We start from the raw sequence: 26,667 nt of genomic DNA, 5'->3' as shown, positions 1-26,667 counted from the left end.
TATGAATAGCGCATCTACTTTTCAATCACCTCATTCTTCATTTAAGCGGGGACGATTTTCTAAAGAGGAAAGCACTAAGCGTGCATTTACGTTTTCTTTCATTGCACATCTAGGCTTGCTTGCTTTTTTAGTCATCGGCATTAGTTGGAACAACTCTACCCCTTCTGGGGTTGAAGTCGAGTTATGGGACTCCGCACCTCAAGTAGTAACTAAGCCTGAACCTGAGCTCAAAACAGTCATAAAAGAGGAGGCTACTGATATTGCAGTCAAGAAAAAGGAAGTAGAAAAAGAGCCTCCTAAAAAAGAGGTGGCTAAAGAAATACCAAAAGTAGTGAAGCCTCCTCCCCCGAAGAAAGAAGAGCCCCCAAAAAAGACAGAGGTCCCTAAAGCACTATCCCCTGCTGAGACTAAAGCAAATGCTGCTGCAGAAAAAGTTCGCGCTGATCAATTAGCAAGGCTACGAGCTGCCGCTGGCGCTGAAGGGGGTAGTGGAGGTAAAGTCGGAAGCGGTGTTGGCGGTGGTGGCAGCGCTCCCCCAGGCTGGACAGATAAGGTCATTAAGAAAGTAAAGCCGCTCATCGTCTTTAATCCCGAATCAGTCAGCGGGAATCCTGCAGCCGTCATTCAGGTGAACCTTGCCCCAGATGGGGCCATTCTCAGTACGAGTGTTTTAACTTCCAGCGGCAATCCTAGCTGGGATCGCGCCGTGCTCTTGGCACTTTCTCGCGCAGAAAGTCTGCCAAAAGATGACAATGGCAAAATTCCACAACGCGAAGTCAAGTTGACCTTTAAGCCCAAGGACTAAAGCATGTTGCAGTTGATGAAAAAAATGATTTTGAAATTGCAATCTTTGTGTATTGCAGTAACTGCCTTACTGATGACTTTGACGAGTCCAGCATTCGCACAAATGAATATTGAAATCACTGGCGTTGGACAATCGCTTTACCCTATTGCCGTGATGCGCTTTAAAGATGAAAACAAATTACCTACTAGCGTTACTGAAATTATTCGCCAAGACTTGGCACGTAGTGGTTACTTTAAAAATACCGAGAACGGCAATGCTGTAGAAAGTGTTGAAGATGCACTGAACTATAAGTCTTGGGCAGCGCGTGGTGCTGATGCCCTCGTAGTGGGTTCAGTCACACAGACTGGTAACGAACAATTTGAGATTCGCTATAGGCTATTTGATATTCGCAAGTCACAAAGTCTTGGTGGCTTGAATCTGAACTCTAGCGCAGATAATTTACGCGCAGTAGCACATAAAATTGCAGATGACATTATTTTCAAACTCTTGGGCGAACGTGGCATCTTTTCTACTCGCCTGTCTTATGTCATCAAAGATGGTAAGCGCTATCGCTTAGTCATCTCTGATGCAGATGGCCAAAATATTCGCAATGCCATGAATAGTAGCGAACCGATTATTTCTCCATCATGGTCACCCGATGGCAAGAAAGTCGCCTATGTTTCTTTTGAAGATCGCAAGCCAGTGATTTATGTTCATGAACTTGCTACTGGTCGACGTATTTCACTTTCAAATCAAAAAGGAAATAACAGCGCCCCAGCTTGGTCGCCTGACGGCAGAAGATTGGCTATCTCACTTTCTAAGGATGGTAATACCCAAATCTATGGCATCAATGCCGACGGTACTGGACTGCATCGCTTAACTCGTGGCAGCACGATTGATACTGAGCCGCAGTACTCAATGGATGGTCGTTATATTTATTTCACTAGCGACCGAGGTGGCAATCCCCAGATCTATCGCATGAGCGCAGATGGTGAACAAGTAGAAGGCGCCAAACGCGTTACCTTTAAGCAAGGCTTTGTGACTTCACCCAGAATATCTCCTGACGGAAAATATTTAGCTTACATCGCCAATATTGGTGGAGCCTATCGACTCTATATTCTGAACCTGGCGACAGGGGATGCCCAAGCATTAACTGATGGTACGAGCGATGAATCTCCATCATTTGCAGCCAACGGTCGCTATGTCCTTTACTCAACCAAGGTCAATGGCAAACGTGTCCTTGCAGCCGTTTCAGTAGACGGCAATTCTAAGCAAGTTTTAAGCATCCCGGGGTCTGATGTACGCCAGCCTTCCTGGGGTCCTTTCATGGACTAAAACGCCCTTTTCAGGGTGAAATAGGCACTTTTGATGGTCTTGGGAGCATAATATTAACAATAGGCTATATGCCAACTGAATTACGTATCAAATTCATTACCAAGTTTGCAGGAAAAGGAAAATCATGAAAGTTTCTATCGCACGCCGTACAGCCACATTTGCCCTGATTGGTGCAACTGCATTTTTGATGGTAGCTTGCTCGAGCGTGAAATTAGATGATGTTGATAGTGCCAACGGTAGCGGCAGTGGTAACTTTGGCTCCCAACCCTGGAATGATCCTAAGAGTCCGCTTTTTGATAAAAGCGTTTACTTTGGCTTTGACGAGTTCACCGTTCAGACCAAATATCAGAAGATGTTGTCTGCACACGCTGGATACTTAAAGGTCAATCCAAATCAAAAGATAATTATTCAAGGCAATACAGATGATCGTGGTACAGCTGAGTACAACCTAGCATTAGGTCAACGTCGTTCCGATGCTGTTCGTAAATCACTCAATTTAATGGGCGTATCTGATAATCAAATGGAGGCCGTTAGTTTTGGTAAAGAGAAGCCAAAAGCTGAAGGCGATACAGAAGCAGCTTGGGCAGAAAACCGTCGTGCTGACATTATTTATATTACGAACTAAATGATTCACTCTTCACATACTTTTAAACAAACGCTCTCACGAGCGTTTTGTTTAAGTGCCGCGCTAGTTTGCTTAGGTGCTTCTAATAACGTTTGGGCCCTATTCTCAGATGATGAGGCTCGTAAAGCAATTCTGGACCTACGTAAATCTCTAGCTACGACGCAACTTGAACTTCAAAGTCAAATTGATAAGCTCAAGGCTGAGAATGCAGAACTACGCGGCAAAGTGGAAGTGCTTGAAAAGCAAGGTGATGACATCTCATCTAGCCAAAAAACTTACTACCAAGATTTAGATGCCCGCTTAGGTAATTTTGAGCCACGTACAGTCACAATTGAAGGTGTGAGTGGCACAGTGCAACCTGGTGAGAAAAAAGCGTATGACGATGCTCTTAAAGCATTCCAGGCAGGCAATCTTAAAAAATCAGATGAAGGATTTTCTGCATTTAGCGCTAAATATCCGCAAAGCCCTTTCCTTCCTCTTGTGATGTACTGGAGTGGCAATAGTAAATACGCAAATAAAAACTACGCGGGTGCTATTAGCCAACTTCAAAGTCTGATTAAACGATATCCCAACCATCTGCGTGTTCCCGCTGCAATGGTGACATTGGGCAACTCTCAATTAGAGAGTGGCAACAAAGCAGCGGCCAAGAAAACCTTTAGCGAGATTATTACAAAGTATCCTGATACCGATGCAGCCAAGGATGCGCAGCAACTGCTCGCCGCTACCAAATAATCGAATGCCCAAGCTTCATGTCTAAGTTGTCTTCAGCATTTGAGAGTCTCGCGCCACGCAAGTCTGGCGCCCCTGCAGTGATCTTATTTTCTGGTGGCCTAGACTCCACTACAGTGCTCGCATTAGCCAAGGACTTAGGATACTCACCCTATGCTCTATCAGTAGGATATGGTCAGCGTCACTCTTCTGAATTAGCTGCAGCAAAACATATTGCCAAGCAAATTGGGGTCGCTCGTCATGAAGTAGTAAATCTAGATTTAACCCGTTTTGGTGGCTCAGCCCTAACCGACTCATCCATTGCTATACCAACTACTCCAGGCAAAGATTTAGAAATCCCTATTACCTATGTGCCAGCACGCAATACGATTTTGCTATCTCTCGCTTTAGGCTGGGCAGAATCACTTGGTGGCTTGGATGTCTTCTATGGTGCAAATTCAGTCGACTACTCAGGTTACCCCGATTGCCGCCCTGAATACGTTGCCTCTTTCGAAATGATGGCCAACCTAGCGACTAAGGCTGGTGTAGAGGCAATCAATAATGAAAATCGCTTTCGAGTTCATGCGCCCATCATCAAGCTCACTAAAGCAGAAATTATTCAGCTTGGCAGCACTCTTGGCGTAGATTACTCACAAACCGTATCCTGTTATCAAGCTAATGATTTGGGTGAAGCCTGTGGTGAATGTGAGTCTTGTCGTCTAAGACAAGAGGGCTTTAAGCAGGCTAATGTTGTCGACCCAACGCGCTATCGCAAAACTAAATAAAAACAAAATAGGCTTGTTTAAGCCTATTGAGATTGACTCTCAAGCATACGCGCAACATAACGCGCAATCAGATCAATCTCCAAATTCACTGCATCGCCTTGCTTTAAGTTTCCAAGAGTTGTACTTTGTAAGGTATGTGGAATCAAGTTGATATCAATAACACAAGCATTGGCACTATCTTCCGTTTTATTTACAGTAAGTGATACGCCATTAACAACGATAGAGCCCTTATAGGCTAAGAATGGGGCTAATTCTTTTGGCGCCTCAATTCGCAATAACCAAGACCCGCATGCATCTTGAGCGACTTGCGCAAAGTATGCGACTCTACCAACATCATCAACGTGACCACTGACCAGGTGACCGCCAAGACGATCATTAAGTCGGAGTGCCTTTTCCAAATTAACTGGACCCAATTTATCTAAGCCAACCGTTTTATTTAAGGACTCTCGAGAGATATCCAAAGCAAAAGTATTACCTTCTAAATGGGTTGCTGTCATGCAAGCACCCTGAATAGCAATACTATCGCCTAGAGTTACATCATCCAAATATCCCGATGGAACTTCAACGATTAGATGAAGACCATCGCCCTTAGATTGAGCACTTTTGATTTGACCAACGGCAGTAATGATTCCTGTAAACATATGGGTGATTTTAGTTCTTCTGATTGAAATCTTGATTAAGACTTGATTAACCTGAGCCTGAGATCAGAGCCAATTAAACTCTGATCAATGATGTGCCAATCTTGCCGTGATTTCAATGAGGATAAAGCAGGGATATTTGCCATACCAATACCTTCACCCATCAAGAATGGAGCGTAATAAAGCAAGATCTCATCTACACAGTTTTCTCTGAGCATGGAGCCATTGAGCTTAAAACCTGACTCCACATGGATTTCATTCATCTCACGCTCTTGCGCAAGAAAAGCAAATAGCTTTGGTAAATCTACTTTTCCATGAGCATTAGCCATAGCGATGACTTCAATACCTTTTATCGCAAATACTTTTACCTTCTCTTGTGCCTCTAGCGTATCAAGATTTGCGCAAACAATGATGACACCAGACTGATCTGCCTTATTCAGAATCTTGGCTTGAGGGGGTGTTTCCAATTTAGAGTCAACAATAATTCGCCATGGCTGACGTTGGGTTTCAACATCACGCACATTCAGAGCGGGATCATCTTCTTTAACTGTGCCAACGCCTGTAACAATGGCACAAGCTTGCGCACGCCAGTGGTGGCCATCAGCCCTTGCGAGCGGCCCAGTAATCCATTGACTCTCACCACCAGGTAGGGCAGTTTTTCCATCCAGACTTGCGGCAATCTTTAAACGCACCCATGGCAGACCACGACTCATCCTGGATATGAATCCACGATTTAAGACTTTGGCTTCCGATTCCATCAATCCACATTGCACTTCAATGCCAGCCGCTGTCAGCCTTTTCAAACCATTTCCTGCGACTAATGGATTTGGATCACCCATTGCAGCAATCACTTTAGCTGGCTTTGCAGCAATCAGCGCATCAACACATGGCGGCGTGCGTCCAGTGTGACTGCATGGCTCTAAAGTGACATAGATCGTTGAGCCTGCAGGATCTTTTGCGTTTGCCTTAGCATCAGCTAGAGCTTGAACCTCCGCATGAGAGCCGCCAACGCGTTGAGTAAAACCTCGACCAATGACTTGCCCATTCTTAACAATGACACAACCCACCCGCGGATTGGGGTTAGCCAAATAAAGTGCTTTTTGAGCCTCGGCTAAAGCCTCGCCCATCCATTGGTAATCAACAGCGGTATACATGGGTCTATTAAACCATTCAATGGCAACGCTTTGTATCCCTGGCTGGGTCACAGATACGCCATCGACCACCACTACCCAGTATCAGCTGGCGCTCCAAGCCAGAAACCCTCTGATGGCCCAAAATCAGACGATTAGCAACAAATCCACCTTGAGCCGTCTTGGCCGCTCCGGCAGCATTAAAAAGAATCCCTATCTTGCTTGTATGTGGATCAATAAAGTGCCTAGCCCCACCCTTAAAAAAAATCGGATCGGTCTTGCCATGCGAGATCCATGTTTTATCGACGCAAGTGGATTTGGGACTCCTGCCAAGGCAGCCACTATTAATACTCCACCCGTCCTCCCAAGACCTATTCGAGAGAGGCTCTATTTTTACAGGCTCACCGAGATGTAAGGCTTGCTGACGAGCAAATTGGGCATGCGCAATAAATCTTCTGGCCACTGATTCAATTTCACGAATAGCAATTTGCTCCTGTAACAGTGGCATCGTGATTGTTGCGGAGATGGCAAGGATTAAAACTACCGCCATTAACTCCAGCAAGCTTGCTCCTGATTCAAGGTGATGATCTTTATTCAAATGCTTGACGCCAATTTAGTCGTGTCACCACACCTGATTTTTCATTCGCCAAGACGTGCACTTGAATAGTTGGCTTCTCTTTACTAGAAATTAACCATTGGTTTTTTCCTGCAGGTTGAATAAAGCAATTATTTTCAGTTAATGCAGATAAGTTAGTGATATTGTTTTCACACTCTAAAACTGATTTTTCTGCTGTTATAAATCTTTCATGCGCATGCTCGATAGTCTGCACCTGAATCATGCGTAAGACTGTCAATCGCTCTAGATACACAATCAAAGACGAACACAAAAGCAATAATGAAATAACCCAAGCCAAAATCATGGAAGATTTCTGGTGGTGAAGATGCGCTCAAAATCCTTCTGAATTGAAGCGCCATCAGTCATTTGAAGCTTGATCTTAAAAGCCCGCTGCCCTAGATTTGAATGGCTTCCTAACTCCTCAACCCTAAAGGAATTGATGCCATTCATCAAAGTTGTATTTTGAATACGTCCTTGACGATCCAATGACTGGCAAAGGAGCGAGCCGCCATTAGTCTTTGCGCCCTTAGGCAAACTAGCCTGTCTATCTACTAGAAAACCTTGAAGAGCTAAGTTATTTTTTGTTCGATCACTCGTTAAAACATTCCCAATGCAATCAAAATCAACACCATCAGATAACTGATGCCTGATGACTAAAGAATCTGATCTCTGGTAACCACTTCTTTTCTGAATTTCAATTACTAGGTTTGAATTTTTCTGATCAATTTTTTGATGGATAGATTTAATATTTTGATAACCAGCCATTCGAAGCGCGCGGCCAATTAACTCTAGGGCGCGCTCTGCTTCAGTAGTCAAGGCGTGCGTTTTTTCATACTCGATTTGTTTGACGAACAGATCAGCGCTCGTTTTCAAAAGTGGATTTAGCAACAGAACGCAAAGAGCGATTGCGACTAGACACTCGAGAAGATTCATTCTTCAAGCCCTTAGAAAAAGTGTTAGGGATACTGGGAGATTTATTTTGACTGCTATTGGCTCTCACTTGCTCAGCGAGCTCATATGCGTCTACAGCCTGCCTCAGTTGTGAATGCTTGCTTTCTTGCTGATTGAGCCGAAGAGCCAAACTCTGATAAGCGCCAATGGAAGTCATCCAAACCCCCAAAATGAGGCTCATTGCTACCAAAACTTCTAGCAGGATGAATCCATTAGGTGATTCTGAGCGCATACGCCATTTTCTAAGGCTTCGATAGGCGCCGAAACAGCATTCAGAGGCTCTTGCTGTCAGAAAAGCGGAAGATTACTGCTGGAGGATAACGACATGCGCCTGCTCAGCTTAAAATAGAGGGCTATGCCAAACACCCTTGCCCCTACAGAAGAAATCATCGCCGAGATACGTGCCGGCCGGATGGTCATTCTCGTTGACGAAGAGGATCGTGAGAATGAAGGTGATTTAGTCTTAGCAGCGGACCACGTCAGTGCTGAAGTGGTGAATTTCATGGCCAAACATGGTCGTGGACTCATTTGCCTGACCTTGACCCGTGAACGCTGCCAGCAACTGAATTTACCCCTGATGGTGCGCGATAACGGTACTTCAATGGGCACCAATTTCACAGTCTCGATTGAAGCTGCAAGTGGCGTCACTACAGGTATTTCTGCTGCAGATCGCGCCCTCACCATTAAGACTGCGGTTGCGCCCAATGCTAAACCAAGTGACTTGGTTCAGCCTGGCCATATTTTCCCCTTAATGGCACAACCAGGTGGCGTTCTGATTCGCTCTGGCCACACTGAAGCTGGCTGCGATCTTGCCGCAATGGCCGGCTGCTCAGCAACATCCGTGATTTGCGAAATCATGAAAGATGATGGCAGCATGGCACGTCTGCCTGACTTACTGGAATTCGCCAAAGAACATCAACTGAAGATTGGTAGTATCGCTGATCTCATTCAGTATCGCAGCCAACATGAAAGCATTGTGGTGCGCGAAGGAATGCGTGAATTTATTACCCCATGGGGCAAGTTTGAAGGCATTATTTATCGCGACACACCAAGCTCTTGCATTCATATTGCACTTGTTCACGGTAAGCCATCCGAAGGGCTAGAAACCCTTGTTCGCGTGCATGAACCCGTCACTGTTCTCGATTTTCTAGATGCTAAGGTCAGCAATCACTCTTGGCCGCTAGCGCAAGCCCTGCAGCACATAGCCGCCGCCCCTAGCGGAGTTGCTGTTCTTTTGAATGCTGCTGGTATTGCCGCACCCAACAACGAAGATTGGTTGGCGCAGTTTCAAAAATTGAATCAATCAACAGATGAAGTGAAAAAACCTTTGTCTCGTAAAACAGATTTCAGAAGTTACGGAATCGGTGCTCAGATTTTGAAAGATATTGGTGTCGGTAAAATGCGCTTATTAGCAAACCCAAATCCTGTACCCAGTCTTTCGGGCTATAAGCTAGAGGTTACTGGCTATACCCCGTATCAGCCCAAGTAATCTGTATTTATCCTATTGGAATATGATCATGACCGATTCAAATAATGACTTTGTAGGCGTTTTAGAAGCAGATCTCAATGGCCAAGATTTACGCATTGGTATTGTGCAAGCACGCTTCAATGAAGATCATTGTGTTGCCCTCACAAATGCTTGCATTAGTGAATTAATTTCCTTGGGCGTTTCTCAATCAGACATTAAGTTAGTTACCGTACCAGGTGCCCTCGAAATTCCATTTGCACTTCAAAAGCTTGTTGAAACAGATGAGTTTGATGGGCTGGTAGCATTAGGCGCGGTGATTCGTGGTGAAACCTACCACTTTGAACTGGTCTCTAATGAATCTGCTTCTGGAATTACTCGCATCTCCATTGACTCTGGCTTACCAATTGCCAATGGAGTGCTCACCTGCGATACCGATGAGCAAGCAAAAGTACGCGTGAATGTGAAGGGTGCTGATTGCGCAAAAGCTGTTGTGGAAATGGCCAACCTTGCTTTAGCGCTAACTCCAGATATTGATATCGAAATGAATGCTGGTGAAGAGTAATGATTCATATGAACAAATCGACTCTTAACCCTTCTCAAGCAAATTTTGCTAAAGATGGCGATACCAAGTCTGCAGCCCCAAAACGCTCCCTGACGCCACGTCGTCGCGCTCGTGAATATGCCCTCCAAGGCGTGTATCAAAGCTTAGTTGTGCGTCGTGCAGGTAGCCCCCCTAATGGTGCAGCAATCTCAAAGCAATTGTCTGAAGATCCTGCTTTTAAGCGTTGTCAACTTGATTTATTTAATGGTATTTTTCAAGGCGTATTAGAGCGTACTGACGAACTTGAGGCCATCATTACGCCTGCGCTTGATAGACCCATCAATGAGCTATCGCCAGTAGAGCATGCCGCTCTTTTAATTGGCACCTACGAATTATCTGTCGACCTATCTGTGCCTTACAAAGTCGCCATTAATGAGGCCGTAGAACTTGCTAAAACATTTGGCGGTACTGATGGCCACAAATATGTCAATGGCGTCCTAGACCTCTTAGCTCAAAAACTACGGGTAGCTGAAACCCAAGGGAAATAAATCAGTTCATTGAGTTAGTTGGCGATATCAGCCCCACAAGCTAAGGCTTATGGGGCTTTTTTACTTCTAGGGATAAAATCATTCTAAACAGTGCGTACCCCTTTTGATCGGAAAAGTTCATCATGCAAAAAATTGATATTCGCAGCCTTTTAAAAGATCCTAGCCTATTTAAAGAGCAGGCCTTTATTAATGGCAAATGGATTGACTCTAAAGAAACATTTGCAGTCAACAATCCAGCTACCGATGAATTAATCGCATCGGTAAGCAACCTGGGTAGCAAGGATGCAGAATTGGCTATCAAGGCAGCCGAGCAAGCACTTCCTGCTTGGCGCAATAAGATTGGCAAAGAGCGCGCCCAAATCATGCGCAAGTGGTTCGATCTCATTATTGAGAACACAAAAGATCTCGCCACCCTCATGACATTGGAGCAAGGCAAACCTTTAGCAGAGGCTTCTGGCGAAGTAGTCTATGGGGCTTCTTTTGTTGAGTGGTTTGCTGAAGAAGCAAAACGTGTTGCCGGCTCTATTCCTACAACCACTTGGGGCGATAAACGTATGATGGTACTTAAGCAGCCTATCGGCGTATGTGTAGCTATCACTCCTTGGAATTTTCCGATTGCGATGATTACACGCAAGATTGCGCCCGCTTTAGCGGCGGGATGTACGATTGTGATCAAACCAGCAGAACTTACGCCCTTATCAGCTTTAGCTTTGGCAGAACTAGCAGTGCGCGCTGGGATTCCAGATGGGGTCATCAACATCATTACCGCTGATGCCAACCAATCTGTTGTGATTGGCAAAACACTGTGCGCCTCACCAACAGTGCGTCACCTCTCCTTTACAGGTTCTACAGAAGTTGGACGTATTCTGATGGAGCAATCCGCTCCAACGGTTAAAAAAATAGCCTTAGAACTAGGTGGTCATGCTCCCTTCATTGTGTTTGAAGATGCTGATATTGATGCTGCAGTCATTGGCGCCATCTCCTCCAAGTTCCGCAACTCTGGGCAGACCTGTGTTTGTGCCAATCGCTTTTATGTCCATAAAAAAGTTCAAGATCAATTCGTTGAAAAATTTGCCAAAGCGATTACAGCGATCAAAGTGGGTAACGGTATGGAGCCAGGCATTACTCAAGGACCACTGATTGAAGCGGCGGCCTTAGAGAAAGTCGAAAAGCATGTAGCTGATGCTATTAGTAAAGGTGCCAAACTTGTTACAGGAGGCAAGAGAAGTATTGCTTCAAAGAACTTCTATGAGCCCACCATCCTATCCAATGTCAATAATCAGATGTTGATTACCTATGAAGAAACCTTTGGCCCTGTTGCCCCGATTATTCCTTTTGAAACAGACGAAGAAGTGATTGCATTAGCCAACAATAGTCAATTTGGCCTGGCTTCCTATTTTTATAGTCGCGACATTGGGCGCATCTGGAAAGTTGCAGAAGCCCTAGAATATGGAATGGTTGGGGTCAACACCGGAATCATTTCTAATGAAGTTGCCCCGTTTGGTGGTGTTAAACAATCCGGCCTTGGTCGCGAAGGCAGCGTCTACGGAATGGATGAATACCTAGAAATGAAATACGTCTGCGTTGGTCTATAACACCTAGGGCTTTATTTCTTTTTATAAACCAAGTCCCACACGCCGTGGCCCAGCTTGATGCCACGGTTTTCAAATTTCGTTACTGGGCGATAGCTTGGACGCTCAACATAACCTAGATGCGGCGCACTTAATTGCTCAGCAGTGGGTTTAAATTCATTTAATTTTTCCCCAGCCTCTTCTGGTTTAGCGAGATCTTCTACTCCAAAAGTTTCAATTTTAATCAATTGGCTGGAAGTATTTTGAAGAGTTGGTTCGGCATTGAGTACCAAGAGCATTTGCTCTGCATAGTTATGCCAATCTGTTGCCAAATGCAAATATCCACCGACCTTTAAACCAGATACCAGCAATCTAACGAATTCAGCTTGAATCAGGCGACGCTTATGATGACGCTTCTTGTGCCAGGGATCTGCAAAGTAAATATGAATACCATCTAAAGATTCTGGTGCAATCATATTCTCCAGAACCTCAACAGCATCATGACGAATCAGGCGCAGATTGGTGAGATTATTTTCTCCAATCAGCTTCAATAAGGCGCCAACTCCCGGAGGGTGTACCTCAATTGCCAAAAAGTCATCCTCACTTCTTAAGGCAGCGATCTTGGCAGTGGTCTCGCCCATACCAAAACCAATTTCTAGAATCTTGGGTTTTGTAGATCCCTCAAACGCACTACCCATATCAAGCTTCTTTTCTTGATATGGGATCAAAAATCGTGGACCTAGATCATCGATTGCACGCTGTTGTCCTGTAGTAGTTCTTCCCGCCCTTAAAACAAATGAGCGAATACGCTCAAATCGTTTTTCTTGTTTTTTTGCTGCTTGCTCGATCAACTTAAGCAACAACCTTCTTAAAGTAGGCAATTGTCTCTTTCAGGCCATCTTCTAGATTTACTTTTGGCTGCCATCCTAACTTCGCTTTAGCTAATTCAATATTCGGTTGACGTTGTTTAGGATCATCTTGAGGCAAGGGTTGATAAACAATCTTTGATTTACTGCCGGAGAGTCTAAGGATGGTTTTCGCCAATTGGAGCATAGTGAATTCGCCAGGGTTGCCAATATTCACTGGACCAGTAAAACCTTGTTCGGAGTTCATCATTTTGACCATGGCATCGATGAGATCATCAACGTAACAAAAACTGCGAGTTTGTTGACCATCTCCATAAATAGTAATGTCTTTGCCTTGCAAGGCTTGTACTATGAAGTTACTCACAACGCGACCATCATTCGGATGCATCCGCGGACCATAAGTATTAAAGATACGTACGACTTTGATATCTAGATTGTGTTGACGGTTGTAATCAAAGAAGAGGGTTTCAGCACAGCGCTTGCCTTCGTCATAGCAAGAACGAATGCCAATTGGATTGACCTTCCCCCAGTATTCCTCGGGCTGAGGATGTACCTCTGGATCGCCATAGACCTCGCTAGTGGAGGCCTGCAAAATACGTGCCCGAGTTCTTTTAGCAAGGCCGAGCATATTAATGGCGCCATGCACGCTTGTCTTAGTGGTCTGCACTGGATCATATTGATAATGTACTGGAGACGCTGGACAAGCAAGGTTATAAATTTGATTGGTTTCTACATAAAGAGGAAAAGTTACATCATGACGCATTAACTCTAAATGAGGATTTGATAACAGATGAGCCAAATTTTCTTTAGAGCCAGTGAAATAGTTATCCACCACCAATACATCATTACCCTCTTTGAGTAATTTCTCGGTGAGATGAGAGCCTAAGAAGCCCGCGCCACCAGTAATCAGAATTTTGTTCATATTTTTATATTGAATAAGATGTTTTAATAATTTCTAGGGGCTCTCCAGCCGGCGGATCTATAGGCATAAACCACTTCGGCTAGAACAATCAATAATGATGTCATGAAGGATATCAGACCCAGCACGAAGGTCCAAATCACATAGCTTGTCTGCAGGGAACGGGCAGCGCCTGCCTGAAAGAAAAATAACTCAAGAACGGTAAGAGAGATAAAAACACCACTTAAGACGTCAAAAAAGATAGCGGCGGTACAGAGGCGTCCACGAATCTTAGCCTCATTAGCCTCAACTTCCATATGCTTTAAAGACTCTTGATCCTTAAATTTACCCTCATATAACGCATTCTGAATTGTGCGCATACGATCAACCGTTCTCGCTAAACGACCAGAGATGGCATTAATCAGAGTAGCTACGGCAGTCAACAAAAATACTGGGGCTAAAGCCAGTTGAATATTATTCGTGATTGCGTCTATTGATACATCCATATTGAGCTTTCTAAATTCTTTCAGTAATTACTGTGACCAGGCAATTAAGCCGCTATAGGAAGTCCCCAAGACCAATAATCCGAAAATAATCCGATACCAAGCGAATGGAAGGAAATTGTGATGTGCGACATAATGAATTAACCAGCGCACACAAATAAAAGCAGAAATAAATGCAGCCACAAAACCAATGGCAATCGCAAGGCCAAATTCTCCAGAGATAGCGACAGGATTTTTCCAAAGCTTTAGCAATTCATAGGCAGTTGCGCCCCCAATAACAGGGATAGCCAAGAAAAAAGAAAATTCAGTAGCTACAGCTCGTGGCAAGCCAAATAACATTCCTCCAATAATCGTAGCGCCTGAGCGGGATGTGCCAGGAATTAATGCAGCACATTGAGCTATACCAACCTTCAATGCATCTAAATAAGACAAATCATCTACCGAATGAATGTGACTGTGAGTCGTATTTAATTTTTCCTGGCGACGCTCAACCCAAAAAATAATCAATGCTCCAACAATGAGAGCACTTGCAACTGGAACCGGTGAAAATAAAATTGCCTTGATATGTTTGCCAAAGATAAATGCCAAACCCATCGCAGGGATAGAGGCAATGATGAGGTTCAAGACAAAACGTCTTGAATTAGCGCTCGTCACAAAAGAGGATGCAACCTTCAGGAGCTTTTCTCGAAATTCCCAGCAGACAGCCAAAATAGCGCCAAACTGAATAATGACCTCAAAGGCTTTACCCCGCTCGTCATTGAAATCAAGCAAATCTCCGACCAAGATAAGGTGTCCGGTACTAGAGATGGGTAAAAACTCTGTAAATCCTTCAACTACACCCAAAATCACTACTTTTAGTAACAATATAATATCCATGGGACAAATTTTATAGGGATATGAAGTTACCAAAGCTTATTTGGCAAAATTGAGGGCAAATACCCTTCTAAAGCGATTTAGCCTTAAACTTCATGCACCTTAAAAGTAGATGAATTTGATGAACCCAGCACGCTTTCGCCTTTCTCGACTGACCATCTTTGGCTTGGTCCTGAGCCAGGCGCTCGGCCTAAATTCTTGGAGCTCGTTGACATTTGCCCAAAGCCCTAATGGCGCGGTAAGGCCCGCTTTGCCGACCTCAATCAGCGCCTCAACATTAATAGGCTTGGAGCAGCCGCCTCAAATTGCACCAGTGCCAAGCAAAACTGCTCTACCTAACACTTCTGCGCCATCAAGCGTGAATAGCACTAATAGCAACAATCAAAAAGAGCAATTAACTGATTTGATTCAGCTATACCAAGAGGCGGCATTTAGCGATCCGATTTTAAATGCAGCGCGCTTTAATTACCAGGCCAGTAAAGAATTGTTCTGGCAAGGCCTCTCTTTATTGCTTCCACAAGCAAATGCAACCCCTGGTGGAACACGCTATTACCAACATGGCCAAGGAAGCACCGTGGTGGCTGCTGGCCCTGGTAATTCACGCGTCTTTGACCAAAAGAGCTACACCGTTACCTTAACGCAACCCGTTTTTAATATGGTTGCCCTCGAGGCATTCAAGCAGGGTGATTTAAATACGAAGATTGCAGATATGCGCTTTTATTTAGCGCAACAAGATTTAATTATTCGCGTCTCTCAAGCTTATTTTGATGCTCTGACTAGCCAGGATAATGTTGAGCTATATCGCAATAAAAAAAGTCTCATTAAGCAACAACTAGAAATTGCACAGGCAAAATTTGATGCCGGCTTAGCAACCATTGTCGATGTTAATACTGCGCAAGCTGCACTAGATTTAGCCAATTCCCAAGAAATTGCTGCTCAAGCAGATTTGGTGGTAAAGCGCGGGGTTCTAGAGCAGCTCGTAGGAAGGCCGGTTGGCCCTCTTCGCCCATTAATTAAGGAAGCAAAAATCGATGGCGTGCTGAAAGATCCACGCTCTAAAAATAAAGATGTCAAAGGGGTTCCAATTGCCGAAAGCGTGAATCCACAGTTGCCACCAGGACAAACCTTAGATGACTGGATTAATCAAGCGGAAGCAGCAAACTTTAATGTCCTTGCGGGTCAGCTAACAGTTAGTCTTGCTGAAAGTACCTATCGCGCCTCTCAGGCATTGAACTATCCTTCGCTTAATTTTGTTGGTACCAGTGGTTATAACACCTCAAATGGCACACCAAATAGCTATACACCCGCTAATACCAATGTTTACAACAATACAGTTGCCCTGCAAATGACAATACCTTTGGTGTCTGGCGGCTTTAATAGCTCTGTTATTCGTCAAAATGCCGCATTAGTGGATTCAGCAAAAGCTAACTACGATAACGCTCGCCGTACTGCGGCGCAAAATACGCGTGCAGCTTTCACAGGTTTCTATGGTGGTCTTGCCAGCGTTAAAGCTTATGAGGCGGCCGAACGATCTTCCAACTCTGCGCTCGAATCTAGTAAGCTGGGATTCCAAGTTGGAACTTTAATTAATATCGATGTCTTAATTGCACTGGATACTTTAATTACCACTAGATCCCAACTGCAACAGGCTCGTTATAACACTATCCTAAATGCAATCAAACTTAAAGCACATGTTGCTGCTCTAACTGATGAAGACTTAATTGCAATTAATTCTTTGTTACGCTAAGGAGATCCAAAGCAGCATCTATCACTTCACCAACTCCAGGTGGGGCTTCAATATCACCAAAATTGCGAATCTTTTTCGACCAATAGCCTTCTGTCTTCCATCTTGGTGAATCACAATAAATCTCGATAGTTGGTTTATTGAGCACAGCAGCCAAATGTGTAAGGCCCGTATCAACGCCAACCACCAATGCTGAGTTTGCAATCACAGAAAATGCCTCCTCAATAGAAAAAGCGTTTGGTACCATCGACCCCGGAATTTGCTCAGCTAACTCCCTGCTAATTGCCCTCTCGACGGCGCTTCCCCAAGGAAGAACTACTTGATAACCTTGCTCTGAGAGCTTTTTACCAAGTTCAACCCAATGCGTATTGGCCCAGCGCTTAGCATCTCTTGCAGTTGAATGGAAAAACAAAATGTAAGGTATCTGCAAATCTATTACCCGTTTGAAACCAATTGTCTCCACAAAGGTATCGGGGTAGAAATTAGGCTTTTCAGTCTTATCAATCAGCGGCCAATCGAGAGCTGAGCATGTTATGCAACGCGAACGATGAACTGCATGACATTGGAGCGGAACTTGAACAATCTCATTATAAAAATATTGAGCCATAGGCTCATATCCAGAAAATTCAGTAGCATTTGCAAGTCCTGCAACCACAGCATCCGAACTTTTATTAGCCAGAGCACAAACTAACGCTGACTTTATTAATCCTTGAGTTTCAATAATGACGTCGTAAGTCACCCCTTGAAGCTCTTTCTTAAATACAAAAAATTGCTCCCAAGAATGTAAGCTAAAGGGTGATTTTTTCCAGCGACGCAGGCCAAAAGGAATAATGCGATCAATGCCTCTAAAGCCCTCACTGCTTAGTAACGGTGTTAAGAGGTGGACATACCCTTCTTCAACCACCCAATCAATTTGTGCGTTAGGTAAGCGCGCCCGAATATCCCAAACAATTGGTAAGTTATGCAGCACATCACCAAGCGATGACAACTTAACCAGCAATATCTTGGGAGATTTACTTGAATCCACCATTAAAACTTCGGTGCTCGGTCCCAAGAAAGGCCGGCTGAATCTTTAGTGTTGAGATTGGGTCTTGAATCCAATGGAAGCGGCCATTGGATTGCAACTGAGGGGTCATTCCACGCTAAGCAAACCTCACTTTGAGGGTGATAGTAGTCAGTGGTTTTGTATAAAAACTCCGCAGTTGGCGAAAGAACTAAGAATCCATGAGCCAATCCAGCCGGAACCCATAACTGCTGATGATTTTCTGCGCTTAACTCTAGGCCCATCCACTTACCATAGGTTGGTGAGCTCTCCCTGAGATCTACAGCCACATCATAAACAGCCCCAGATACGACTCGCACTAACTTACCCTGTGTTTTCTCTAACTGATAATGCATGCCACGCAATGTAGATTGGCGAGAGAAAGAATGATTATCTTGGACAAATTCTACGTTTAGGCCCGCTGCATCCGAAAAATCCTGCGCATTAAAGGATTCAGTAAACCAGCCACGCTCATCACCAAATACTTTAGGCTCAATAATCAAAACACCATCAATTGATGTAGGCGTTACGGTAATTTTAGAATGTTGTTTAAAGCCTGACATTAAACAACCTTTTTAGATGTCAAAGCAGTAGGTTGCGCACCACTTTTCATTTCATTGAGGATCTTTTTTAAATACTGACCATAGCTGTTTTTACTCAACTGTGAAGCCACTTTTTGGACAGCCTCAGCGTCAATCCAACCCTGCCGATAGGCAATCTCCTCAGGACAGGCGACCATCAAACCTTGGCGTTTTTGCAAGGTCGCAATAAAACCGGCGGCATCCAATAAAGAGTCATGCGTTCCGGTATCTAGCCAAGCAAAACCACGACCCATGATCTCAACACTGAGTTGATCTTTTTCTAGATAGATACGATTGACGTCTGTAATTTCCAGCTCACCGCGGACACTTGGCTTAATTGAGCTGGCGATATCACATACTTGATTGTCATAAAAATAGAGGCCTGTAACTGCATAACTACTTCTAGGCTGTGCTGGCTTTTCTTCAATCGAAATTGCTTTGTGACTTTTGTCAAACTCGACTACACCATACCGCTCTGGATCGGTCACATGATAAGCAAACACAGTTGCGCCGTTGTCACGCTCATCTGCACTTTCAAGGTTGGCTACTAACTCATGGCCATAAAAAATATTGTCCCCAAGCACTAATGCACTTGGGTGATTATTAATAAAGTTTTTTCCAAGAGTAAATGCTTGAGCTAAACCATCTGGCGAAGGCTGTACACAATATTCAATATTTAAGCCCCACTGAGATCCATCGCCCAGTAATTCTGTAAAGCGTGGCGTGTCATGAGGCGTAGAAATGAGCAGAATGTCTCGAATACCCGCCAACATTAAGGTGGTCAATGGGTAATACACCATCGGCTTGTCATACACCGGCATAAGTTGCTTAGAAACCGCCTGCGTGACCGGATAAAGGCGTGTGCCCGACCCACCAGCCAATATGATTCCCTTGCGATTTTCTCTAAGGCTATCTGCCATCTTGATTCCTATTTACTAGGATGAAGCAAAACGTCAATTTTTAGATAATTGCTTGACGTAAGCGGTTACTTGCTCATCCCACGGTGTATTCCAATGGGGTAATTTTGACACAAGACCCAGACGTTCAAGCTCAATTTGCAGCTTATTCGTAGATAAACGAGAATTCATGGGTCTTGGGGCTGGCAACCGATACCCTGAAGCAGGAATCGGAGAAATGGCAGTGGGAGAGACTTGCAATTGCTGGCCAGCATCCAATGCCGACTGAACCACCAAAGAAGCTAGGCCGTACCAATTCGTCTCGCCTAGTGGAACCGCATGATAAATACCTGAAGTAAATTGCCTAGGCTTTTCACCATCAATCGTCAAATAGCAGCCCACTTCTGCCAACCAGGTTGCGCTGGTGGGAACACCATATTGATCATCAATCACTTGGAGAGAAGTTCGCTCTTTTGCCAATCGCAAAATAGTGCGGATGAAATTACCGCCATCACCATAAACCCAACTAGTCCTCAGAATGGCGAATTGGCCTGGAGAATTATCAAAAAAAGCATTCAGCATTGCGCGTTCACCAACTTCTTTTGACTTACCATAGACGCTCAAGGGGTTGGTTCTATCTAGCTCCGTATATGAGCCCCGTTTAGATCCATCAAAGACATAATCTGTAGAAAAATGAAGAAGTGTTGCTCCATGGCTAGCGGCATATTTAGCCATCACTTCCGGAGCTTTTGTATTAATTGCAAAAGCTAAATCTGATTCTGTCTCTGCCTGATCGACCGCAGTATAAGCGGCAGTATTTATCAGCAACTGTGGCTTAAAGGCATTAAGCAAATCAGTAATTTGAATCGCGTCCATAAGATCGCATTCATCACGACCAACAAAACGAATTGTGTTGCCTCTTTGGAAGAATGAATGCTGAAGTTGCTGTTCAAAAGCCTTTCCGAGCTGACCATCTTTTCCAAAAACAAGAATATTCATCAGCGAATTATCATTAGTTTAGGTATTGCTTTTCGAGCCAATCGTGATAAGAGCCTGTGACAACCCCTTGCACCCAAGCTGGGTTATCTAGGTACCACTGGACGGTCTTACGAATACCGGTATCAAAGGTTTCGGCGGGTCGCCAACCCAATTCTTTTTCAATCTTACCGGCATCAATGGCATAGCGACGATCATGTCCAGGTCGATCTTTAATAAAAGCAATCTGCACTGCATACGATTTTTTATCAGTACGGGGTTTTAACTCATCCAGAATTTTACAGATGGTATTTACAACCTCAAGATTGGCTTTCTCATTCCAGCCGCCAATGTTATAAGTTTCACCCAGGCGACCATTAGCCAACACTTCGCGAATCGCAGAGCAGTGATCGCCAACATAGAGCCAGTCACGAATTTGCTGGCCATCGCCATACACTGGCAGCAGCTTGCCATCTAATGCATTCAATATGATGAGCGGAATTAACTTCTCCGGAAAATGGTACGGCCCATAGTTATTCGAACAATTGGTTGTAACAACTGGGAGTCCATACGTATGGAACCAAGCGCGCACTAAATGATCTGATGCTGCCTTAGATGCAGAATACGGGCTATTAGGCTCGTAGGGATTAGTCTCTCTAAATGCATGATCAGAATCAGCTAAAGATCCGTACACTTCATCAGTAGAGACATGGTGAAAACGAAATTGCTCTTTTTCTGAGCCCTGAAGAGCGCTCCAATACTCACGGGCACACTCCAACAAATTAAAAGTGCCTACTACATTGGTTTGGATAAAATCTGCGGGGCCATGAATGGAGCGATCTACATGACTCTCTGCAGCAAAATTGATGATTGCCCGAGGCTTATATTCTTGAAGCAACTTCCCTATCAAATCCTGGTCACCAATATCACCATGAATAAAGATATGTCGGGAATCGCCTTCAAGAGAGGCCAAAGTTGCCAAATTGCCCGCATAGGTGAGCTTATCGAGATTGATGATGCCTTCCGCGCTCATATCAGATAGCCAATGAAGCACAAAATTTCCTCCAATAAAGCCTGCGCCGCCAGTAACCAAAACCATATTTATTCACCCTTTTATGGGATTATCATGTAAATCATGTCTAAGCTCAAACCTATCAAATTAGCAGCCCATGGTGTTGCCAAGGACTTCGAAACTTCGCTATTTCCAGCCATTGTCAGAAGTCTGGGATATGAACCAGTTTGGTCTAACGCTAGCGATAGTGCCCTAATGATAGTCGGCCCCTTTTTAAAGGAAAAGAAAGTGTTTAATTGGGTACCGAAGCCACTCAGACCGCTCATTGCAAATGCAAAAAATGACGTAGCCAATGATCGCTCAGCAAGAAATGGCTCACCCAAACTTCTAATCACCGGCGAAAACGTAAGGCATGATTTTCAGAATTGTGATTACGCAATCTCTTTCGATCTTGGTGTAGTAAACCCCAATCATTACCGGATGCCCTACTGGATGGAAATGGTGGATTGGTCCAAAGAAGGTGTAACAGGGAATCTAAACCCACGCTATGGACGCCTCCTAAATTTGGATAGACTCATGAAACCGCTGGGAAATGATTTCCTGTTGAGGCCTCAAAAGGCCGCCATTTTTGCATCTCATCTAAGAGAACCAAGACAGACATTATTGAATGTAGTCAAAAAACAAATTGAGGTAATTGAATACGGACGCTCTTTTAATTCAAACATTAAAAATCACTTAGAGAGCGGCATTATCAAATATGATGAGTTACAAAAAGTTGCATTTAATTTATGTCCAGAAAATGGTATGCATCCAGGCTATTACACAGAAAAAATTCCTGAGGCCTTTATGGCAGGATGTTTACCCATTACCTGGGCAGATGAAAATGTAAAGGCAGACTTCAATCCAAAATCATTTATTAATCTTGCCTCAATGTCTTTTAACAACTTTTTCGAGCTGGAGGAGATATTGCATTCCCAAGAATTACTGAGTACCTACGTAGAGCAAGCATTACTACTGAGAAGACCCTCACTAGATCACCTAAAAAGCTTCATCAAGAATATTCTTGATGAAGCGCTTAGTTAATCTAAGTCTTAGGGAACCAAGGACGGGGACTAAAAAGGCGATCTATAGCTCTGGCTATTGAGCGGATACGTTTTTTAACACCCTTGATTGGCTCGCGCTCACTACGATCATCAATTGTCGACTTAGTACGCGTAATATCAACTGGATAGGGTCTGATAGCCAAAAAGTCCAATCCATGTTTTTGATAGTGTTCTAAAAAGTGGTCAACAGGTTCGTAAATCTCAGAAGAAGCTTCAATGAGTTGCCTAGCAATTTCAGGCTTTATCAGATACGCAGTAGCACCCACAGCATCACCCAAATTCTTAGCAAGTTCAGCTCCGGCCACCATGCCCAAAGCTTGAAAAGGAACATTGTACAAACCCTGCAGCCTTACAAAATTCCATAGATCATCATTAACTAATAACTCAGCAACTATCTCCTGAAAATTGGAAACCAATACAAAGTCATCTTCAAGTATAAGCGTTGGCATATTTTTATCGACGCAGAGCTTCCACGCCTCTTTGTGAGATAAATAGCACCCAATTTCATTAGGTGTTAATTCATGACCTAGTAACCACTTAACCTTAAGAGTCTTATATTCGAGAGGGGGGGCTTTTAAAGCAGAGCCGTCGATAGCATTTAGAAAAGACCATGACATTGAAATTTTTTCCATTTCATGCACAACTTTAGCCCTACGATCTATAGATCTTTCAAGAGAGATGACTAATACCTGAATGAGTTGCTGATTGATTAGCATTAAAGCTGCTTAAATATAACTTTGAAGATAGCGTAAAAAACTTTTTATCCTCTTATTTGCTCTAGAAAGAAAAGATTTCTTGGGTGAACCGTAATCAAGACCAGACTCCCAATTTGATTGATAGATCACTCCTAAATAATTGTTTGCCAACTTTTTCTGGACTTCACCTTGTCTACGTAGTAAATAAAATTGCCAATCGTAGTAATAAATTCTAAATAATTGCTCAATCGGATAAAGTGGAATAGCTCGATAATTCAGTAGGGCCTCTAGATATAAGAGTGTTTCGGGATGACTCTCGGTGGAGATATCCCAAAAACCCAAATTACGTGGCGTTAAATAATTCTCATCAAGAGATCTCCAAACCTTCGCAGACCAAATAAAGGGTGGGCATGGGCAATAGTAATTAGGGCCCACTCTACCAAACAAGGCCTTTACATTATCTCCCTCTAAACGCAAATTATTTGCTACCTTCGCATAATTTCGATTAGCCGCTAGCTGGAAAAATTCTTTATTCTGATATATAACGGTGTAAGGATTCGTATCAGATGCCAAAAAGTCTGATCGACCAAATGATTTTATGAAAACACAATCAGAGTCTAGGCAAACATAATTCTCAGAGATACCCAATCTCCAAAACTCTGATTTGATTGCCTGTTGAGAGAGGCCGCCAGATCTGGTCTTTTCAATTCCTTGGGGGGCTTTTGGATTTGCAGCTATGATTGATTCATCTGATACCCATTGATAATTCACATCACCAAGAATCGCTGTTAATTCTGCGCGTTGATCTTGGGGAGTAGATATATAAAAAGGAATTTTGTCTTGATTAAATTGATCAATCGACTTTAGCAAGCGCTTTAGCCGAAGAAAATCTCGGCTGTAAGTTTTGCAATAGAGGACTATATCTTTCAAGAAATGTTCCTAGATGTTTTCTTGTATTTCAGACAGTATTTTATACGCTGCTTGGTCCACGCCGATTGGTGCCCATTTAGGCTGTATCAGCTCTTTAGCATTCCAATCAAACCAGATTCTCTCGAGCGCCATCGCAATACCTACCTTATCCCCCTCATGACTTAGGTAGGCACCTCGATCTTCTAACATTTCATCTAACTGTGTATTTCGATGGGTTATTCCCCAAATGGGACGTCCAGTCCAAAGATACTCATAGAATTTTGAGGGAATGTACTCGGCACACCACTCATCATTACCATGAAGCAAAATCAACACATCAGCAGACTGCATTTTTTCAATGACTCGCTCACGTCCAGATTTTCCGGTAACCGGATCTTTTTCTAAGCGGCCATATGCTTGCAAAATCTTTTCAAATCCCAGAGTCTTTACGGCATCAATCGTTAGGGAGTCTAAAGGAGCACCATAAGCATGAACACGAATGAGATCTTTTGCTTCAGGATATTTGGTTATTAGCGGAACTAATGCCTGCAATATGATGGATAAGGAGCGATCATTTGCCAATGAACCAAAGTGGCATAAATTGAGGTTGCCTGAATAGCTGTGGGGCTTTATGGCAGTAAGCCCGCCAGGAGGCTCTGCCCCGGGCAAAAGCATAAACCCATGTGCATTATTTGCTGTATTTAAATTAGAGTTGCGTACTTTTACATAGTGCAATGCGCCATCAGTAAACCACCAAACCAAATCTGCGGTTTTACAAATTCTCATTTCAAGTTGCTGGCGAAATTGTGCATCTCTATTTTCCGGCTTACTAAAACCTTGATCATTCGGGCTCTTTCGAATTACCAACGGATCATGCACTTCCACTATCAGTGGCAATCCTGTTACCTTCTTTAACCACAGTCCAGCAAGATGAGCTGACCATGCACCACCGGTTGAATAAATCAAATCTATTTTGCCCGCACGAAATAATTTCAAGCCATGAATAAATGCTGGCATAGCCCATGACCACTGACTTGAGTACCCCAGTACTAACTTTTCTAGACCGATCAATGGGGCCAATAAGATAGAAACTGTTCTGGTAAGTAGTTTATAAATAAAGCCGCGACCATATTGATTGGCAATCCAGTGTCGGAAGTCGAATCGGAATGCGGCTGGGCCCCAAGCTAAATATTGATGATGAGGAAAACGCTGATCCTTCATTCCAGTGATTGCACTAAAAATAATAGGCTCGATACCCGCTTCCAAAAAATAAGGAATTTTGTCTGTAATAGTTTGACTGGATGCGCGACCATCCATATTGAAGCCATGAGACAAAATCAACCAACGCTTTTTTGATCCCACAACAGGAGGTTGAGCGCTCACTAGCTCAGCCTACTTAATTGCCAGCAACAATGGACATCACAGCCATACGGACTGCAATACCAAAAGTAACCTGGTTCAAGATGACTGACTGAGGTCCATCAGCTACAGCAGAATCAATCTCAACACCACGATTCATCGGGCCTGGGTGCATGACGATTGCATCTGATTTCGCAAGCGCTAAACGTGCGGGCGTTAAGCCATACTGCTTAAAGAAAGCATCGCCCTCTGGAACTTGACCAGCTTCCATGCGCTCCTTTTGAATGCGCAAAGTCATGACTACATCAACATCTTTTAAGCCCTCTTCCATGCTATGAAAGACCTTCACGCCCAACATATTGAGATCGCTTGGTAACAAGCTTTCTGGGCCAATGGCCCGAATATCTTCACACCCTAGGGTTGTTAGCGCATGAATATTTGATTTAGCAACACGACTATGCACAATATCACCAACAATAGCCACCTTTAAGCCTTTGAAATTCTGCTTGAAGTGACGCATCGTATACATATCTAACAAGCCTTGAGTTGGATGCTGATGACTTCCATCTCCGGCATTTACCACATGTACATGTGCTGGTACATGTTTAGCAATTTCAATTGGCGCTTTTGAAACACTGTGGCGCACTACAAATATATCTGCCTGCATTGCAACTAAGTTATCAATCGTATCGAGAAGGCTCTCACCCTTCGCAGTAGAAGAGGTAGAGATATCCAAGTTAATCACATCAGCTGACAAACGCTTAGCGGCAATCTCAAAAGTCGTTCTAGTGCGTGTAGAATTTTCAAAGAAGAGGTTAAAGACACTCTTACCTCGCAATAGAGGAACCTTTTTTACCTCTCTTGATGGATTAGTAATGCTCACAAACTGCTGAGCAATTTCGAGTATATGAAGGATCTGCTCTTTTGGCAAACCCTCTAAGGTTAAGAGGTGGGTGAGCTCTCCAGCGGAATTAAATTGATTTACTAAGCTACTCTCCGAGCCCATTATTCATGCTCCTCAAGCTGAAAGTTAAATTTACCAGCAGTATCTTTTTCTAAAACTAAGATTTGCTTTTCGGAGATGTGGACTTGTTCACTTACAAAGTTTGCGCAAACCGGAAGCTCACGATTACCCCGATCCGCCAGCACCATTAACTCCACTTGTGCAGGACGACCAAAGTCAAACAACTCATTTAATGCTGCGCGTACTGTCCTACCGGTCAGTAATACATCATCAATCAAAATAATATTGGCACCATTCACATCAAAAGGTAAATGAGTCGTCATGGTGCTAGCAGTCTTCAAGGCAGTCATTCCTTTCTCAGCATAGTCATCGCGATGAAATGCGACATTAATTACGCCATAGTGAGGCAAGCCTAAATCTTTGGCTAAGCGTTCTGCAATCCAGGCACCACCAATTACTAAGCCAGCAAGTTCAAAAGAGCCTTGCTGCAACCTTTTGTGAAGCTCTTCGAGTAATTTCCCGTATAACAGTTCAGCGTTCATTCGTT

31 protein-coding genes are annotated in these 26,667 nt (G+C 43.7%); 11 read left to right on the top strand and 20 right to left on the bottom strand.

Translation table 11 applies throughout. From position 1 onward, the window contains the following. The first annotated feature begins 1 nt into the window (after nucleotide 1). From AOC29_RS01435 to queC, 5 genes are all read left to right on the top strand, one after another. A complete protein-coding gene (locus AOC29_RS01435) occupies nucleotides 2–805 on the top strand; it encodes a cell envelope integrity protein TolA (protein ID WP_215296288.1) in 804 nt (267 codons plus the stop codon). A 3-nt stretch (nucleotides 806–808) separates the two neighbouring features. Continuing rightward, on the top strand, nucleotides 809–2,119 hold the full coding sequence (gene tolB, locus AOC29_RS01430; RefSeq protein WP_215296287.1) for a Tol-Pal system beta propeller repeat protein TolB: 1,311 nt from the start codon (nucleotides 809–811) through the stop codon (nucleotides 2,117–2,119). Between the two features lie 124 nt (nucleotides 2,120–2,243). After that, entirely contained in the window at nucleotides 2,244–2,744 is a 501-nt protein-coding gene (gene pal / locus AOC29_RS01425; RefSeq protein WP_215296286.1) for a peptidoglycan-associated lipoprotein Pal, read from the top strand. Continuing rightward, entirely contained in the window at nucleotides 2,745–3,476 is a 732-nt protein-coding gene (ybgF, locus tag AOC29_RS01420; protein ID WP_215296285.1) for a tol-pal system protein YbgF, read from the top strand. It abuts the gene before it with no gap. 17 nt (nucleotides 3,477–3,493) lie between these two features. Next, nucleotides 3,494–4,237 (top strand): 7-cyano-7-deazaguanine synthase QueC, encoded by a 744-nt coding sequence (gene queC / locus AOC29_RS01415; protein ID WP_215296284.1) that lies wholly within the window; start codon nucleotides 3,494–3,496, stop codon nucleotides 4,235–4,237. A gap of 23 nt (nucleotides 4,238–4,260) precedes the next feature. Here queC and AOC29_RS01410 read toward each other — a convergent pair whose 3' ends face one another. Genes AOC29_RS01410 through AOC29_RS01385 form a run of 6 tightly spaced genes read right to left on the bottom strand, consistent with a single transcriptional unit; the run spans nucleotide 4,261 to nucleotide 7,804 of the window. Further along, nucleotides 4,261–4,878 carry a riboflavin synthase gene (locus AOC29_RS01410; protein ID WP_215296283.1) on the bottom strand — a complete coding sequence of 206 codons (618 nt, stop codon included), beginning with the start codon at nucleotides 4,876–4,878 and terminating at the stop codon, nucleotides 4,261–4,263. A gap of 35 nt (nucleotides 4,879–4,913) precedes the next feature. Beyond that, nucleotides 4,914–6,029, bottom strand: coding sequence for a bifunctional diaminohydroxyphosphoribosylaminopyrimidine deaminase/5-amino-6-(5-phosphoribosylamino)uracil reductase RibD (gene ribD / locus AOC29_RS01405; RefSeq protein WP_215296282.1), 1,116 nt, complete (start codon nucleotides 6,027–6,029; stop codon nucleotides 4,914–4,916). Between the two features lie 16 nt (nucleotides 6,030–6,045). Beyond that, entirely contained in the window at nucleotides 6,046–6,603 is a 558-nt protein-coding gene (locus AOC29_RS01400; protein WP_251370033.1) for a Tfp pilus assembly protein FimT/FimU, read from the bottom strand. Next, nucleotides 6,596–6,925 (bottom strand): hypothetical protein, encoded by a 330-nt coding sequence (locus AOC29_RS01395; RefSeq protein ID WP_215296281.1) that lies wholly within the window; start codon nucleotides 6,923–6,925, stop codon nucleotides 6,596–6,598. Before AOC29_RS01395 ends, AOC29_RS01400 begins: the two co-directional genes overlap by 8 nt. Next, nucleotides 6,922–7,494 carry a hypothetical protein gene (locus AOC29_RS01390; RefSeq protein WP_215296280.1) on the bottom strand — a complete coding sequence of 191 codons (573 nt, stop codon included), beginning with the start codon at nucleotides 7,492–7,494 and terminating at the stop codon, nucleotides 6,922–6,924. Before AOC29_RS01390 ends, AOC29_RS01395 begins: the two co-directional genes overlap by 4 nt. After that, nucleotides 7,478–7,804: a hypothetical protein gene (locus tag AOC29_RS01385; protein ID WP_215296279.1), complete on the bottom strand. Its 327-nt coding sequence runs from the start codon at nucleotides 7,802–7,804 to the stop codon at nucleotides 7,478–7,480. The genes AOC29_RS01390 and AOC29_RS01385 overlap by 17 nt, the downstream gene beginning before the upstream one ends. Nucleotides 7,805–7,927: 123 nt before the next feature. On the opposite strand from AOC29_RS01385, the gene ribBA reads away from it, so the two are divergent. The 4 genes from ribBA (at nucleotide 7,928) to AOC29_RS01365 (ending at nucleotide 11,724) form a co-directional block, all read left to right on the top strand. Further along, on the top strand, nucleotides 7,928–9,061 hold the full coding sequence (gene ribBA, locus AOC29_RS01380; RefSeq protein WP_215296278.1) for a bifunctional 3,4-dihydroxy-2-butanone-4-phosphate synthase/GTP cyclohydrolase II: 1,134 nt from the start codon (nucleotides 7,928–7,930) through the stop codon (nucleotides 9,059–9,061). Nucleotides 9,062–9,089: 28 nt separating this feature from the next. Next, on the top strand, nucleotides 9,090–9,602 hold the full coding sequence (ribH, locus tag AOC29_RS01375) for a 6,7-dimethyl-8-ribityllumazine synthase (RefSeq protein ID WP_215296277.1): 513 nt from the start codon (nucleotides 9,090–9,092) through the stop codon (nucleotides 9,600–9,602). Between the two features lie 8 nt (nucleotides 9,603–9,610). Next, a complete protein-coding gene (nusB, locus tag AOC29_RS01370) occupies nucleotides 9,611–10,129 on the top strand; it encodes a transcription antitermination factor NusB (protein ID WP_251370032.1) in 519 nt (172 codons plus the stop codon). A gap of 122 nt (nucleotides 10,130–10,251) precedes the next feature. Continuing rightward, nucleotides 10,252–11,724 (top strand): NAD-dependent succinate-semialdehyde dehydrogenase, encoded by a 1,473-nt coding sequence (locus AOC29_RS01365; RefSeq protein ID WP_215296276.1) that lies wholly within the window; start codon nucleotides 10,252–10,254, stop codon nucleotides 11,722–11,724. 11 nt (nucleotides 11,725–11,735) lie between these two features. On the opposite strand, the gene trmB is transcribed toward AOC29_RS01365, so the two are convergent. Genes trmB through AOC29_RS01345 form a run of 4 tightly spaced genes read right to left on the bottom strand, consistent with a single transcriptional unit; the run spans nucleotide 11,736 to nucleotide 14,843 of the window. Next, nucleotides 11,736–12,560 (bottom strand): tRNA (guanosine(46)-N7)-methyltransferase TrmB, encoded by an 825-nt coding sequence (gene trmB, locus AOC29_RS01360; RefSeq protein ID WP_251370031.1) that lies wholly within the window; start codon nucleotides 12,558–12,560, stop codon nucleotides 11,736–11,738. Then, on the bottom strand, nucleotides 12,553–13,488 hold the full coding sequence (locus AOC29_RS01355) for a UDP-glucuronic acid decarboxylase family protein (RefSeq protein WP_215296274.1): 936 nt from the start codon (nucleotides 13,486–13,488) through the stop codon (nucleotides 12,553–12,555). Before AOC29_RS01355 ends, trmB begins: the two co-directional genes overlap by 8 nt. A gap of 23 nt (nucleotides 13,489–13,511) precedes the next feature. Further along, nucleotides 13,512–13,970: a DUF2721 domain-containing protein gene (locus AOC29_RS01350; RefSeq protein ID WP_215296273.1), complete on the bottom strand. Its 459-nt coding sequence runs from the start codon at nucleotides 13,968–13,970 to the stop codon at nucleotides 13,512–13,514. A gap of 27 nt (nucleotides 13,971–13,997) precedes the next feature. Further along, nucleotides 13,998–14,843: an undecaprenyl-diphosphate phosphatase gene (locus tag AOC29_RS01345; protein WP_215296272.1), complete on the bottom strand. Its 846-nt coding sequence runs from the start codon at nucleotides 14,841–14,843 to the stop codon at nucleotides 13,998–14,000. Between the two features lie 109 nt (nucleotides 14,844–14,952). Between AOC29_RS01345 and AOC29_RS01340 the strand changes: the two genes are divergently transcribed. Next, nucleotides 14,953–16,587: a TolC family protein gene (locus AOC29_RS01340; RefSeq protein ID WP_251370030.1), complete on the top strand. Its 1,635-nt coding sequence runs from the start codon at nucleotides 14,953–14,955 to the stop codon at nucleotides 16,585–16,587. Here AOC29_RS01340 and waaC read toward each other — a convergent pair. The 5 genes from waaC to rfbB are packed head-to-tail and all read right to left on the bottom strand — an operon-like array spanning nucleotide 16,568 to nucleotide 21,177. Further along, nucleotides 16,568–17,638 carry a lipopolysaccharide heptosyltransferase I gene (gene waaC / locus AOC29_RS01335; protein WP_251370029.1) on the bottom strand — a complete coding sequence of 357 codons (1,071 nt, stop codon included), beginning with the start codon at nucleotides 17,636–17,638 and terminating at the stop codon, nucleotides 16,568–16,570. The two genes, AOC29_RS01340 and waaC, sit on opposite strands and share 20 nt — an antisense overlap. After that, a complete protein-coding gene (rfbC, locus tag AOC29_RS01330; protein ID WP_215296271.1) occupies nucleotides 17,614–18,189 on the bottom strand; it encodes a dTDP-4-dehydrorhamnose 3,5-epimerase in 576 nt (191 codons plus the stop codon). Before rfbC ends, waaC begins: the two co-directional genes overlap by 25 nt. Then, on the bottom strand, nucleotides 18,189–19,127 hold the full coding sequence (gene rfbA / locus AOC29_RS01325) for a glucose-1-phosphate thymidylyltransferase RfbA (protein ID WP_215296270.1): 939 nt from the start codon (nucleotides 19,125–19,127) through the stop codon (nucleotides 18,189–18,191). The genes rfbC and rfbA overlap by 1 nt, the downstream gene beginning before the upstream one ends. 33 nt (nucleotides 19,128–19,160) lie before the next feature. Beyond that, the gene (gene rfbD / locus AOC29_RS01320) at nucleotides 19,161–20,102 is read right to left on the bottom strand and encodes a dTDP-4-dehydrorhamnose reductase (RefSeq protein WP_215296269.1); all 942 of its coding nucleotides are present in this window, start codon (nucleotides 20,100–20,102) and stop codon (nucleotides 19,161–19,163) included. A 13-nt stretch (nucleotides 20,103–20,115) separates the two neighbouring features. Continuing rightward, nucleotides 20,116–21,177, bottom strand: coding sequence for a dTDP-glucose 4,6-dehydratase (rfbB, locus tag AOC29_RS01315; RefSeq protein WP_215296268.1), 1,062 nt, complete (start codon nucleotides 21,175–21,177; stop codon nucleotides 20,116–20,118). 36 nt (nucleotides 21,178–21,213) lie between these two features. On the opposite strand from rfbB, the gene AOC29_RS01310 reads away from it, so the two are divergent. Beyond that, on the top strand, nucleotides 21,214–22,173 hold the full coding sequence (locus tag AOC29_RS01310) for a glycosyltransferase family 10 domain-containing protein (RefSeq protein WP_215296267.1): 960 nt from the start codon (nucleotides 21,214–21,216) through the stop codon (nucleotides 22,171–22,173). 1 nt (nucleotide 22,174) lies between these two features. On the opposite strand, the gene AOC29_RS01305 is transcribed toward AOC29_RS01310, so the two are convergent. Genes AOC29_RS01305 through pyrR form a run of 5 tightly spaced genes read right to left on the bottom strand, consistent with a single transcriptional unit; the run spans nucleotide 22,175 to nucleotide 26,662 of the window. Next, nucleotides 22,175–22,909, bottom strand: coding sequence for a glycosyltransferase family 25 protein (locus AOC29_RS01305; protein WP_215296266.1), 735 nt, complete (start codon nucleotides 22,907–22,909; stop codon nucleotides 22,175–22,177). Nucleotides 22,910–22,918: 9 nt separating this feature from the next. Then, on the bottom strand, nucleotides 22,919–23,818 hold the full coding sequence (locus AOC29_RS01300) for a DUF6492 family protein (RefSeq protein WP_215296265.1): 900 nt from the start codon (nucleotides 23,816–23,818) through the stop codon (nucleotides 22,919–22,921). A 9-nt stretch (nucleotides 23,819–23,827) separates the two neighbouring features. Then, the gene (locus AOC29_RS01295; protein WP_251370028.1) at nucleotides 23,828–25,180 is read right to left on the bottom strand and encodes a glycosyltransferase; all 1,353 of its coding nucleotides are present in this window, start codon (nucleotides 25,178–25,180) and stop codon (nucleotides 23,828–23,830) included. 13 nt (nucleotides 25,181–25,193) lie between these two features. After that, on the bottom strand, nucleotides 25,194–26,162 hold the full coding sequence (locus AOC29_RS01290; protein ID WP_215296264.1) for an aspartate carbamoyltransferase catalytic subunit: 969 nt from the start codon (nucleotides 26,160–26,162) through the stop codon (nucleotides 25,194–25,196). Beyond that, a complete protein-coding gene (gene pyrR / locus AOC29_RS01285) occupies nucleotides 26,162–26,662 on the bottom strand; it encodes a bifunctional pyr operon transcriptional regulator/uracil phosphoribosyltransferase PyrR (RefSeq protein ID WP_215296263.1) in 501 nt (166 codons plus the stop codon). Before pyrR ends, AOC29_RS01290 begins: the two co-directional genes overlap by 1 nt. Between the last annotated feature and the right edge of the window lie 5 nt (nucleotides 26,663–26,667).

The sequence above is a fragment of the Polynucleobacter sp. JS-JIR-5-A7 genome (genome assembly GCF_018687935.1).
Classification (GTDB): Bacteria; Pseudomonadota; Gammaproteobacteria; order Burkholderiales; family Burkholderiaceae; genus Polynucleobacter.
This window is presented reverse-complemented; position numbering and strand designations above follow the sequence as displayed.